At 35.4% G+C, this 13,235-nt stretch carries 15 protein-coding genes; 14 read left to right on the forward strand and 1 reads right to left on the reverse strand.

Annotated elements, in window-relative coordinates; genetic code table 11:
* Nucleotides 1-6: 6 nt before the first annotated feature.
* From EQG68_RS15305 to EQG68_RS05955, 6 genes are all read left to right on the forward strand, one after another.
* Nucleotides 7-129 carry a hypothetical protein gene (locus EQG68_RS15305; RefSeq protein ID WP_262707600.1) on the forward strand — a complete coding sequence of 41 codons (123 nt, stop codon included), beginning with the start codon at nt 7-9 and terminating at the stop codon, nt 127-129.
* Nucleotides 130-248: 119 nt separating this feature from the next.
* On the forward strand, nt 249-656 hold the full coding sequence (locus EQG68_RS05935) for a DUF1801 domain-containing protein (protein ID WP_129463875.1): 408 nt from the start codon (nt 249-251) through the stop codon (nt 654-656).
* 191 nt (nt 657-847) lie between these two features.
* The gene (locus EQG68_RS05940; protein WP_129463876.1) at nt 848-3,367 is read left to right on the forward strand and encodes a T9SS type A sorting domain-containing protein; all 2,520 of its coding nucleotides are present in this window, start codon (nt 848-850) and stop codon (nt 3,365-3,367) included.
* A 305-nt stretch (nt 3,368-3,672) separates the two neighbouring features.
* A complete protein-coding gene (locus tag EQG68_RS05945) occupies nt 3,673-4,068 on the forward strand; it encodes a hypothetical protein (protein ID WP_129463877.1) in 396 nt (131 codons plus the stop codon).
* A gap of 217 nt (nt 4,069-4,285) precedes the next feature.
* Nucleotides 4,286-5,197 carry an alpha/beta fold hydrolase gene (locus EQG68_RS05950; protein WP_129463878.1) on the forward strand — a complete coding sequence of 304 codons (912 nt, stop codon included), beginning with the start codon at nt 4,286-4,288 and terminating at the stop codon, nt 5,195-5,197.
* A 454-nt stretch (nt 5,198-5,651) separates the two neighbouring features.
* Nucleotides 5,652-6,419 carry a LamG domain-containing protein gene (locus EQG68_RS05955; RefSeq protein WP_129463879.1) on the forward strand — a complete coding sequence of 256 codons (768 nt, stop codon included), beginning with the start codon at nt 5,652-5,654 and terminating at the stop codon, nt 6,417-6,419.
* Nucleotides 6,420-6,710: 291 nt separating this feature from the next.
* Here the strand turns inward: EQG68_RS05955 and EQG68_RS05960 are convergent, their stop codons facing one another.
* Entirely contained in the window at nt 6,711-7,334 is a 624-nt protein-coding gene (locus EQG68_RS05960; protein ID WP_129463880.1) for an SOS response-associated peptidase, read from the reverse strand.
* 266 nt (nt 7,335-7,600) lie between these two features.
* On the opposite strand from EQG68_RS05960, the gene EQG68_RS05965 reads away from it, so the two are divergent.
* The 8 genes from EQG68_RS05965 (at nt 7,601) to EQG68_RS06000 (ending at nt 13,232) form a co-directional block, all read left to right on the forward strand.
* Complete coding sequence (locus tag EQG68_RS05965; protein ID WP_129463881.1) at nt 7,601-8,056, forward strand: DUF1801 domain-containing protein; 456 nt, start codon at nt 7,601-7,603, stop codon at nt 8,054-8,056.
* 327 nt (nt 8,057-8,383) lie between these two features.
* Nucleotides 8,384-8,791, forward strand: coding sequence for a GNAT family N-acetyltransferase (locus EQG68_RS05970; RefSeq protein ID WP_129463882.1), 408 nt, complete (start codon nt 8,384-8,386; stop codon nt 8,789-8,791).
* Between the two features lies 1 nt (nt 8,792).
* Nucleotides 8,793-9,389: a GNAT family N-acetyltransferase gene (locus tag EQG68_RS05975; protein ID WP_129463883.1), complete on the forward strand. Its 597-nt coding sequence runs from the start codon at nt 8,793-8,795 to the stop codon at nt 9,387-9,389.
* Nucleotides 9,390-9,698: 309 nt separating this feature from the next.
* Nucleotides 9,699-10,628 (forward strand): hypothetical protein, encoded by a 930-nt coding sequence (locus EQG68_RS05980; protein ID WP_129463884.1) that lies wholly within the window; start codon nt 9,699-9,701, stop codon nt 10,626-10,628.
* Entirely contained in the window at nt 10,604-10,912 is a 309-nt protein-coding gene (locus tag EQG68_RS05985) for a hypothetical protein (RefSeq protein WP_129463885.1), read from the forward strand. Before EQG68_RS05980 ends, EQG68_RS05985 begins: the two co-directional genes overlap by 25 nt.
* 196 nt (nt 10,913-11,108) lie before the next feature.
* Nucleotides 11,109-11,645, forward strand: coding sequence for a DUF2975 domain-containing protein (locus tag EQG68_RS05990; protein WP_129463886.1), 537 nt, complete (start codon nt 11,109-11,111; stop codon nt 11,643-11,645).
* 3 nt (nt 11,646-11,648) lie between these two features.
* A complete protein-coding gene (locus tag EQG68_RS05995) occupies nt 11,649-11,861 on the forward strand; it encodes a helix-turn-helix domain-containing protein (protein WP_129463887.1) in 213 nt (70 codons plus the stop codon).
* An 81-nt stretch (nt 11,862-11,942) separates the two neighbouring features.
* Nucleotides 11,943-13,232 (forward strand): serine hydrolase, encoded by a 1,290-nt coding sequence (locus EQG68_RS06000; RefSeq protein WP_222845200.1) that lies wholly within the window; start codon nt 11,943-11,945, stop codon nt 13,230-13,232.
* Nucleotides 13,233-13,235: the final 3 nt, after the last annotated feature.

Below are 13,235 nucleotides of genomic sequence, written 5' to 3' on the forward strand. Positions count from 1 at the left end.
TAACCTATGAAACGCTCCGCAAAGTCTCCCGACTTTGCGGCAATTTTAAGAGAACAACCTGCCACCACCCTACACGGCAATAACCATAAAAACCATCCGGTTGTAGGACATGTTGGATTTTTTTTTTAGATTTGGGTTGGTGGTAGAGGTAATGAGGGTTTTGGAATGTGGGGAGATTGTGTGGAGTTATAAAAGTTATATATACATTAATTTATTTAGTAGTTTTACTGCAATTAAAAAAAACGAAAATGAAATCAGAAAGTGTAAAAACTTGGATTGACGGAATTAAGCCTGAACACGGTATAATGGCTCAAAAAGTAGACGGTTTAATAAAAGAATTGATACCTGATATTCAGTTTACTACTAAATGGCATAAACCGTCACAACCACTTGGAGTACCTTTCTATGGACTTACCGACAAAGGTTGGATAATAGCGATGTGGTCATTTAAAAATGAATTTGCAGTTGGCTTTATTGCAGGAACCCTTTTAGACCCTGAACCACCAGTAACCAAAATGTCAGGCCCTTGGAATCGGAATTCGAATTACAAAGCTAGAAGAATTGATATTAAAAACGAATCGGAATTTGACGAGAAATTGATTCGCTCTTGGATTGAACAAGCGAAAAAACTTCCAGGATGGTCAACAATTGAATAAAAAACGTAGTTCTATCGAGTAGACTACCCCGAAAGAAACACGCTAGGCGAATGTCTGTGACTTCGCCGCAACAATTAAAAAACTCGCTCAATCCATTTCTTGATTTTTTATAAAAGGGTAAGGATATTTTGATAAATAATACTATTTTTAACTTTTACTTTTTAACATTCACACTAAAATAGTGCTTCATTATGAAAATAAAAATAATCTTTTTACTCATAGTCCTATCAACTTCGATAAAAGCACAAAATGCAGCTGATATAGACTTAGTTTTAGGTTCAGGATATATAGGATTTAATGATATAACTGTCATTAAGGTTCAACCCGATGGTAAAATTGTGGTTGGCGGCAATATGAAATTTGGTCCACAAAGTTCAACGTGGGAAGGAAGAGTAGCCCGTTTTAATCCAGACGGAACTATCGATACAAGTTTTGAAGAAGTTATTTTGTTAACAAGTGGTGTTATCAATGACATCGCATTGCAAACAGATGGTAAAATTCTTGTGTGTGGTAATTTCAGTACACTTAATGGAGAAGCTGTCAGTCAAATTATCAGATTACATCCCGATGGGACAAAAGATACCAGTTTTGTGCCTACCATTGGGGGTGCAATAAACTCCATTGCTTTGCAACCGGATGGTAAAATTATGATTGCAGGAAGTCCAACTACTTATATCAATGAACATATTCAGCGATATGTCCTTCGTTTAAATGCCGATGGCACTACTGATCATTCGTTTGATTTTGGGTTTCCCGGTTTTCCGGGTGTTGGAACAGCTCTTTACAAAGTAACAATTCAACCCGATGGTAAAATTTTAGCCGCTGGCTTTTTTAATGCGTTCAATGGACAACCTCAAGGCAGAATTATTCGTTTCAATAGTGATGGGTCGAAAGACAATTCATTTGATGTGGGTACCGGAGCATTATCCAGCAATGGTGTTAATGAAATCATTGTGCAACCGGATGGTAAAATATTAGTAGGAGGTGGTTTTAATAGTTGGAACGGTCAAGCGACCGGTTCCTTGTGCAGATTAAACAATGATGGAAGCTTGGATCAGGACTTTTTTTTGGCAATACAAAATTCATATGTTCCTCAGTGTTCCTTACAACAAGACGGAAAAATAATTGCAATAGGCAGTTTTACAATAAACGGAACTAACCGAAAAATCATTAGATTAAATAATGACGGGAGTTTAAATAATAGTTTTGAAAATGTACAGCCAAGTAATGCTGTAAATTGTGTATCACTACAATCGGATAATAAAATTTTGTTAGGTGGCCTTCTTGCTAATATTAATGGAATAAGTAAAAATAATTTAGCTCGACTAAACACGGATGGTTTTCTTGACATGGCTTTTAATTTGAATACAGGTTTAAATGATAAAGTATTAACCGTTGCACTTCAAACAGACAACAAAACATTACTTGGTGGTCATTTCACTACATTTAACGGTTTTTCTCAAAATAAAATAATGCGTATTCTTGATGATGGTAGTAAAGATGAATCTTTTTCAATCGGCTCGGGATTTAACAATACCGTAAATAAAATTGTTGTTCAACCGAATAATAAACTACTTATTGGGGGGAGCTTTACTCAGTTCAATGGTGTTAATGCAAATTCAATAATACGGCTTAATAGTGATGGAAGTGTTGATACATCATTTACAATTGGGACCGGTTTTAATAATGAGGTAAAAACAATTGCTTTACAGTCTGATGGTAAAATTATCTTGGGTGGCAATTTTACAGCGTTGAATGGTGAACCACAAAATTATTGTGTTCGCCTAAATTCAGACGGCACAAAAGATAATTCATTTTCAGTGGAGACAGGATTTAATGATCGAATAACCTGTTTAAACATACAAGACGATGGTAAAATTATGGTGGGTGGAAACTTCACATCCTTCAACGGAGAATTGCAAAAACACTTGATTCGTTTAAATTCCGATGGCACAAAAGATGAATCATTCAATATAGGAACGGGATTTATTTCAGTGAATAACAATGATGTAGTCAGAGATCTTGAAATTTTACCGAATGGCAGTTTGTATATAACTGCATTTTCGGGTTTCTATAATGGAAATTTGGTGCGAATGCCGATTCGATTACTCCCTGACGGAACGTTAGACACTACATTTATGAGTGCTGCCAACATAAGCGGGTCTGCCACAATTGACGCTTTAGCTGTGCAACAAAACGGAAAAGTCATCGTAGGAGGGACATTTTTGGGTATAAACGGCATAAATCCTAATCAAAGAAGAGTAATGCGACTACATCCAGATGGAACATTTGACGAAACATTTGACGTAAGCGGTGGTAATCCTAATTATTATGGAGGATTTGATACTGGCGTATGTTCTGAAATTATTATGCAAGCAGATGGTAAGATTTGGTTGGCTGGTAGTTTTTTTGCGTACCAAAGTATTTCTTCTTTTTCTGCCATTCGTTTAGAGGGAGATGCTATCCTGCCGGTTGATGAGTTTGAATTACCAAATAATGATATACAAGCCTATCCAAACCCAGTGAAGAATAGGCTGTATTTGAATAAAAATTTCAATTACATAGAAGTATATGACTTTACTGGTAAACGAATTGAAAAGCTGGAAAACACCAATAGCATTGATTTTTCAAAATTCTCAAATGGAACTTATATCTTAACTTTACAAAAAGAAAATAGCACAATTGAAACAAAAAAAATAATAAAACAGTAATTTAAAACCCTAATTAAAGGCGGTGAGTTTAAAAAAAGTCTAAACTTTGTTTTATATAAATAGTCCTTAGTGACTTCAAGACAATATTTTAAAAAACCAACCGCCAATTCGCAAATTAAAACGTTTAAAAGGATAATGAGCTATCTCCGGTTGTAGGACATGTTGGATTTTTTTTTTAGATTTGGGTTGGTGGGGAGAAGTAGTAGGATTTATTGTGTGTGGAGAGATTGTAAATGCCTAGATCGCATTATTTTTATACTATTTGTTAGCGTAGATTTATAAATATCCAACAAAAAAACAAAAGAATGAAAAACGTTTCAAGAAAATACCTTTTACTAATTTGTTTTATATCTATTCTTTGCCAGTCACAAGAAATAATCAAAAGACAAGGATTTGCGGTCAGTGTTAATGCGAAGTTTCTCGAAGCATCAATGACAAAAGAAGAGTTTAAGACCGCCACATTTGGTGTGCACTCATTTTATCCAGAAATGGTTGGTCGCGTAGGTTTAAAAGGGTTTACCGTTAAATATACTGGGCAAAAAGAAATTGTAATAAAAGGGAATAAATTAACTGATGTAGCTCTTCGCGGATTATCAAAATTAAAACGTGGGGATCAAATAACTATCTATGATGCAATCTCTAAACCTGATGGAAATTATCTTGTAGAAATTCGCTATCCTATGATAATAACAATTTTATAACTCAGCTAAGCAAAGCATTCACCACAACTATCCTATAAAACGCTCCGCACCCGAGCGAAGCGAACAGACGTAGTAAACGTTTCCCGACTTTGCGGCAATTTTAAGAGAACAAGCTGCCACCACCCAACCCGGCAATATCCATAAAAACCATCCGGTTGTAGAACATGTTGGATTTTTTTTTAGATTTGGGTTGGTTGCAAATTAATAGCACAAGAAAATGAAATATATAATTCTGGGTTTATTTTTAACATTTACTTCTTGCGACGCTCAAAAAACGCTAAGAGAAAACCAAGAACTTGAAACATCATTTCGTGTTTTCGGCAAGGGAAACCCTATATTAATCATCAACGGAGGTCCGGGAATGAACAGCGAAGGTTTTGTGGAAATTGCAAAAGAAATAGCGGCTTTGAATTACCAAGCTATTATCTATGACCAACGAGGAACGGGAAATTCTAAACTTGAAGTGATTGATTCTTCAACCATTACAATGGATTTGATGGTTCAGGACATGGAGCATTTAAGAAAAAAATTGAACATTAAAAAATGGACCGTATTCGGACATTCATTTGGAGGACTATTAGCAACATACTATGCTTCAAAATATCCCAACGCTATCGATAAAATTATATTCTCTTCTTCGGGAGGGGTTAATCTGAACTTCTTAAACTACGTTTCACAACGAATTAATGCAAATTTAACCCCTGCAGAACAAGATAGTTTGACTTATTATCAGAATGCCAAAATCCCCGAAAGTGAAAGGATTATCAAAAGAGCAGCGTTTTTATCCAAGGCGTATGTTTATGACAAATCAAAAGCACCCCTTATAGCAAACCGATTGACACAAGTAAATTTCAAAATAAATGGCTTAGTCTTTCAAGACTTACAACGAATCAAGTTTGATTTTACCAATAAATTTAAAAATTTTAAGAAACCTGTTTTGGTCATTCAGGGAAAAAACGATATTATACGTATTGAAACAGCAAAAGAAATTGCAGATTCATTTGGCAATGCAAACATAGTTTTGATAGATCACTGTGGACATTATGGTTGGTTAGATGCAAAAAAAATCTATATGGATAGCCTAAAAACGTTCTTGGAAGACAAGAAGTTAAACACCGGTGAAGAGTGAAAACTGCACACTTTGCTCGGCGAACCCCGATTGCTTTTGGGTTTGACTTTGTTGCAACATTTAAAATAAAACACCGCTAATTCGCAAATTAAAACTTTAATAATAATGATGAGATGTCTCCTATCGTCGACATGACACAGATGGTTAAGAAAGTGGTGATAAAGAGAAAAAACACCGTGCAATGCTTCGTCTTATATACCACCACCCCCCGCTCGGCGAATGTCTGTGACTTCGCCGCAACATGCTAAAAAAAATATATACGAATAGGAAAATGCGAAAAGAATAATGAGCTATCTCCTTTGGTCGATAGGACACAGTTGGGGAATAAAGTGGTGATAAAAAGGTAAATAATACTTTTATTTTTTTTAAATTTGAAAATGTTAAAGTTGATGCATCATATAAACTACAATTGACGCAAGCAAATTATATTTCCTTCATCTTTTAAATAAACGATATGAAAAAAAGTCAAATTTTTAAGTTTACTATTGTAGTTTCAACTTTACTCCTTTTTGGATGCAATAATTCAGACGAACAACCAAACATTCTGCTACAAGATTGTTTAACTACCAATTTACAAACCGGAGTGGTTGCCTTTTATCCCTTTAATAACGGTTCAATAAATGACGAATCCGGAAACAATAATCATTTATCGAATACGACTTCTGCCAGTGCAACTGATGACCGAAACGGAAATCCAACTTGTGCCTTTCAATTTAATTCCAGTAATAATGAGTTTTTGACCTTTATCAATCCTGTATTTTTAAATGATTTACAAAATGGTTCATTCTCCATTTCTTTATGGTATTTATCCGAAATTCAAGGTGCCGGTTTACTATCCCGAGGCAACGATTTGGGTAATTGTGCAGGTGGTAGAGGTGAATGGAATGTAAGCCTATGGGACAATAATTGGATTTATTTTCATATCAATGGTTACAGAATTATTGGAATTACTCCTAATCCGGCAGTTCTTCAACTAAATGAATGGCATCATTTAGTAGTTACAAGCGATAATAACGATTTAAAAGTTTATCAGGATGGCGTTTTAATTGCGGACTTAGAATCTGTTTCATGTGGCTCTGGCCCAACTCCGTCCTTAAACGTTGGGGATTTGTTTATTGGTGAATTTCTAACCGGGAAACTTGATGATATTATCCTTTATAATCGTCTTTTAACACAAAATGATATAACAGAATTATATAATTTATCTCCTTGTTGTAATTAATGATAGCGGTGCCTCCGCTCGGCGAATGTCTGTGACTTCACCGCAACATACTAAAAAAACATATATACGAATAGGAAAACGTGAAAAGAATAATGAGCTATCTCCTATGGTCGACAGGACACAGATGGGGAAGAAAGTCGTGATAAAGAGAAAAAACACCGTGTAATGCTTCGTCTTTCAAACCACCACCCGTTCTGTGAATGTCTTTGGCTTTGACTCATCATTAAATAAAACTACCATCAATTCGCGAATTAATCCTCTAAAGGTTCCAAACCTATCGAGGGTTAAGGGTTAAACCCGAAAGCCAACCAATTCTGCTGAATACGGAAAAGCAAACGCCTCGTAGTCGTTGGTTGAATCCAACCAAGCGGCCTCATCGCCTTTTTTCAGAATAACCGGCATTCTTTTTTTGTGGTTGTGGATGTATTCCATGGGTTTATTCGCAGCGGTTGTTACAATGGTAAACGAATTGTAGGTGGTTCCGTTTTGCGGGTTCAGCCATGTGTCATACAATCCTGCCATCGCAAACAGTTCGTCTTGAGCGGAAAAGATTTCGTATTTGTCTTTCGATTTTCCTTTCTCATCGTTCCAATGCCATTCAAAAAAACTGGAGGCAATCACCAGGCAGCGGTTGGTGGTTACGTTGGCAAAGCTGGGTTTTTCTTCCAAGGATTCCATTCGGGCGTTCAATGTGTTTTTTCTGATATCTACGTCTTTGGCCCACGAAGGCACCAATCCCCAATGAAAATTAGTGGAGATGATTTCGGGTGACGTATTCAAGATGATGGGCACGTTGCGAAACTCAAACCCAATGATATAATCGGATTGGAGAAATTGTTCGGGTTGGTCTACCCTTGCTTTAAACCGCTTTTCCACTTTTGGAATAGGGTCTTTTTGTGCCATGTAAAAACACATCGTAGGTAATTTTTGAATCAAAAATACAAAATTGCGTTGGATTAAGTAGTAAGAATGTCTATCGATAACCGGTTGTAAATGGTTAAAATAGGCGGTTATCTCCTTCCAAAAGTAAGTTCACGATTATAAAAAATTCAGTCTACTTTTTAAAAATGTTTGTATTGAACAACCAGCCTTCTAACTTAAATTATTTTTTTTATATTTGATTAAGTAAAATCGGTGAGGTGAAAGCACGTCAGCTCACCCTCGCTTCAAAACTAAAACTCATGAAAGCCATCGGCACCACTGTAGAAGCTATCTTGGAAAACATTCCTGCAGAACGAGCAGCAGCTTTTCGACATTTGCATGACGTAATTGTAAAAAATCTCCCCAAAGGATTTGAACCCGGAATCAGTTACGGCGGTTTAGGTTATGTAGTTCCTCACTCTCATTATCCGGCCGGTTATCATTGCAAACCCACAGAACCCCTACCCTTTGCCGGGTTAGCCAATCAAAAAAACTCAATTAACTTCTACCATATGGGTATCTATACAGACCCAACACTTTTACAGTGGTTTGTAGCAGAATATCCTAAACATTGCTCTCAAAAACTAGACATGGGTAAAAGTTGTATACGTTTTAAAAAACCGGAAGCCATTCCTTTTGCACTCATTGGTGAATTAATGCAGAAAATGAGTGTTGAACAGTGGATCAACCTGTATGAAAGTCAATTGAAAAAATAAGCATATCAGTTCATCTAAGTCTTCTTTGATAACACACTGTTGGGCAAATCCTGATGGCTTTATGGATTGACTTTGTCGCAAATCATCATTTCACCGCCAATTCGCGAGTTAAAACGTAAATGAATAGAGCATGTTTCCAATTGTTAATAGGTCACCGTTGGGGAAGAAATTGGTAATAAAAAGAAAATAATGTTTTAATTTTTTTAGCTTTGGGATGGGATTGGAAATAGTATATTTATGATAGTATTATTATCGGCTTATAATAAAATGCTTTCAAATCTTAAAATTGATATTGATTAAGCATGAGTTTACATAACACTTGATAAAATGAAAGGTAAAATTACCCTTTCGACGGATAAAAATAAGTTGGACATCGTCTTTCTCCACTCCTTTCTTTCCAAAACCTATTGGGCGAAAGGGCGGACTTTGGAACAGATGAAAGTTCTCGTGGAGAATTCTTTGAATTTTGGTGTTTATTTGGATGATGTACAGATTGGATATGCCAGACTTGTGACCGACTATGCCCAATTTGCCTATCTTATGGACGTGTTCATCACAGAAGAACATCGAGGGAAAGGGTATTCAAAACTACTAATGGATTTTATAGTGAATCACCCCGAGCTTAACGAGGTCAAAATATGGCGATTAGCCTCCAGTGATGCTCAAAAACTTTATGAGCAATTTGGATTTAAACCTTTAAAGAATCCTGAAAAATTAATGGAATTAATAAAATAATATGCTAGCCTTTCAAGAAGAATATACCTTAGAAAACAGTGTCGTTAAATTAACCCCTTTAAAGAGCGATGACATAGAAAAATTAGTTCATTTTTCCATTGATGAACCTGAACTTTGGAGGTATTCGCTTATTCAAGCCGATTCACCTGCAAAGATGAAAATTTACATCGAAAAAGCTTTAGAAGGGCGACAAAATAAAAACAGCTATCCGTTTCTTGTGTTTGATAAACGGACCAATCAATATGCCGGAAGCACACGGTTTTATGATATTCAAGTAGAAAATGCAACGCTACAACTTGGTTTTACATGGTATGGGAAAAAATTTCAGGGAACCGGTATTAATAAAAACTGTAAATTATTACTACTCGAATTTGCCTTTGAGGTTTTAAAAATGGAACGTGTAGAATTTAGAGCAGATCATGAAAATACACGTAGTATCAATGCGATGAAAAGCATTGGATGTAAAGTAGATGGCATACTACGAAGCAACACTTACAAACCCGACGGCACAAGAAGAGACAGTATTGTATTGAGTATTTTGAAGGAGGAATGGTTTCAATCTGTCAAACAAAAACTTAAAGAAGATACCCGCCACTAGGAATTTTTACAATGCTTATACTGCCAAGAATTAAGACTTATTCAATATTCAAAAAAACTTATTTGAAGATAAACATAGTGGTTAATAAATACATATAAAAATAAAGAGAAGTCTCTTATCATAGAAAGGATTAAGTTGGGGAAGGAAATTGTCTAAAAAAAGAAAAAAATGTATTAATTTTATTAGCTTTGGAATATAAAATTGCAGCACTTTTTTAAAATCATGGCTCATTAGATAAAGGAAATCCTTTTTTAAAAAGTAAGTGAACTTGAAAAAGTTTATCATGTTAGTGGCAAATTTGAAAAACCAATGAAGATACTGTTTGCAATAATAACTTTAATTGTCTGCTCAACAATTTACTGTCAGCAATTCGAATACGTTTATAAAAACAAAAGTGACAGCACGTCTAATTGTTACGTAAAAGTAATTCCGAATTCACAATCCATAAGAGGGCTTGTGATTAGAGATTACAGTGCTTTACCAAACTTTGCTGTGCCTTCTCCCCATCAATTTACAAGTCTTTGTAGTAATGAGGGATTAATGACTTTATATACCGTTTCTTCAAAGAATTTTCCTGAATTTTTTACATCGGATGAAACTATTGCTGTTTTGGACGAGATGGTTTATGAGGTTGTTCAAGAACACAAAATTCCAATTACAAACATTTTTATCGGTGGTATTTCAGCCAGTGGAACCAGAGCATTGCGGTATGCTCAATATTGCCAACAAGGTAAATCAAAACATGGTATTCAGATAAAAGGAGTTTTTTCGGTAGATTCACCGTTAGATTTGGCAAGATTTTATGAATCCGTTCATAAACATAGACATCACTTTAAAGAGGGAATGTTGTGGGAAGCCGAACTGATGAAACCTGTTTTTGAACAACTATTTAGCGGTTCTCCAACAAAATATGAAGAGGAATTCAGAAATGCGTCCGTGTTTTCACATTCAGATGATTCAGGCGGGAATGCAGTTTCTTTAAAAAATGTGAAAATTATATTATTTCATGAACCGGATATCGAATGGTGGATGAACGAGCGAGGCTGTTCCTATTTTGATATTAATTCTTACGATATTGTCGCATTTACTTTAAAACTTCGTTCATTAGGAAATAAAAATGTCGAATTAATAACCACAACACAAAAAGGATTTGATCGCCAAGGAAACAGAAATTGTCATTCCTGGACCATTGTAGATGAAGTATATTTAACGAATTGGATAACCCAACAGTTGGAATAGAAAATGGTGAAACATTAAAAATCAACAACAGAACAAATGTTTATACCGAAGTCAACATTCCAAGATATAGTTATTATGTTGGTCATGGAATAAGTGATGAAGTTGAACATCTTTATACAAAAGGACTACCCTTTGCAAAAAGCTTTAAAAACGCCATGAAAGAATATTTTACTAACTGTCCGAAACTAATTGGAAAAATTGAACAAGAAGTATTTAAAATCAATGAAATAGCAAAAATTGTAGCCTCTTATAATCAAATATGCTTAGGACAAATTTCAGAATAAAGTCGCCGATTTATTTGTTAACAAAAAAATCTATCTCGTTCAAATAAGTTTTCTAGGATTTTATTAAGTATAGCAAGTATCTTTAGAAATCACATCAACAGAAACCCCTTAAAAATATCGAATAAAAATACATTTTTATTGTTTATCAATAAATATTTTTTATATATTTACGGCATAATTGTAAATCAATCTCATTATGTCAAAAAGAAATAACATCATTTTTAAAGGCTTGCACGTTGTAGCTTATATCATTTTTGTGGGTTTGTGCATTGAAGCCGGTGGTTTGTTAGTGAACTTTGTATTTAGTCTTTTCAAACCGGAAATCATTGCTAACTTATATCAAAAGTTAGATTTAATGGACATGTATAAACAAAGTAAACCTACTTTTTTTGGTATGTACAGTTTTATTTTGTCCATTGCTGTTTTGAAAGCCTATCTTTTTTATGAAGTGATTGTACTCTTGCATAAACTAGACCTTGAAAAACCATTTAGTACATTTGTTTCCGGACAAATTACCAAGATAAGCTCCACTACTCTTTCAATAGGGCTGTTGAGTTATTTGGCGAAACAAATTGCTGAAAAGTTGGTAGATAAAGGGTATAATATGGATGCCTTACAGGACTTTTGGGTAGACAGTCAAGCGTTTATCTTAATGGCAGCGGTAATTTATGTGATAGCAACACTTTTTGCAAGAGGAGTAGCCATTCAGGCAGAAAACGATTTAACCATATAAGTCATGGCAATTATTGTAAACCTCGATGTGATGATGGCCAAACGGAAAATATCGTTGAACGAACTTTCTGCTAAAGTAGATTTAACTTTATCCAACTTATCCATTTTAAAAACCGGAAAGGCAAAAGCCATTCGATTCAGTACGCTAGAAGCCATTTGTAAGGCCTTGGATTGCCAACCCGGTGATATTTTGGAGTATGTGACGGATGAAGAATAAATTAAATTGTATTTAAATGATGAATGTTAAACCTTTTATTAATTTTAGTGTCTAACTACCAATCCTTTAAAAAAAAAAGCTATGAAAAAAATCTACTTTTTCTTGTTGTTTGGCTGTACTGGTGCCGTTGTGGGACAGGACATCTATTTCCCGCCCACCTCCGGAACGGCTTGGGAAACTACCTCACCTGCTATGTTGGGCTATTGCCCGGAAAAAATTGAAGCTCTTTATACCTTTTTAGAAGAAAATCAATCCAAAGCCTTTTTATTATTGAAAGACGGAAAAATAGTGTTAGAGCAGTATTTTGATGGTTTTCAGCCCACTGATAATTGGTATTGGGCTTCTGCCGGAAAAACAATAACCGCTTTTACGGTAGGCATTGCACAACAAGAAGGTTTCTTATCTATTGATGATCCTACCGCTGATTATTTAGGAGAAGGTTGGACAACAGCACCTCTGGAAAAAGAACAACTCATTACCGTCAAAAACCAACTCAGCATGACCACCGGATTGGATTATACAGTTCCTAATTTAGGGTGTACAGACCCTACGTGTTTGTTGTATCTTGCTGATGCAGGCGAACAATGGTATTATCACAATGCTCCTTATACCCTATTGGATCAAGTAATTGAAGGTGCCACGAACACCACATTAAATCAATATTTTTCGCAAAAAGTAAGAATCCCAATCGGGATGAATGGTACGTTTCTTCCGGTAGAAGAAAACAATGTGTATTTTAGTACACCCCGCAGTATGGCCCGTTTTGGCTTGCTCATGCTTAATGAAGGTAGTTGGGGTACAACACCCATCATGACCGATGCTACGTATTTTAATGAGATGATAAACACCTCACAAGACCTGAATTTGTCTTATGGGTATTTGTGGTGGCTCAATGGAAAAAGTTCTTTTATGGTTCCAGGTACAACCGCAACTTTCCCAGGATTCTTAATTCCCAATGCCCCTGCAGACACTTATTTGGCGGCAGGAAAAAACGGTCAGTTTTTGAGTATCACTCCCAGCGAAGGATTGGTATGGATTAGAATGGGTGACAATCCGGATGATTTGCCCGTTCCCTTTTTATTGAATACTCAGATTTGGGACAAAATAAATGATTTGGTTTGTCCACTTTCAACCACTGATATTACAAAAGAGAAATGGCAAGTTTTTCCCAATCCAGTGGTTCATGAATTGACTATTCAATCGGCTGAACATCTATCCCACACCTGGGAATTGTATACTCACACGTTGCAATTTATTCAACGCGGAGATCAATTTTCATCGCCTGATTTTAGTGTTTATGCCCAAGGAATGTATTGGGTTAAAATTCAATCTGACAAGGATGTGATTTGGAAAAAAGTTCTAAAAAATTGATTT

The organism is Flavobacterium piscinae, assembly GCF_004122145.1.
In the GTDB taxonomy this organism is placed as follows: Bacteria; Bacteroidota; Bacteroidia; order Flavobacteriales; family Flavobacteriaceae; genus Flavobacterium; species Flavobacterium piscinae.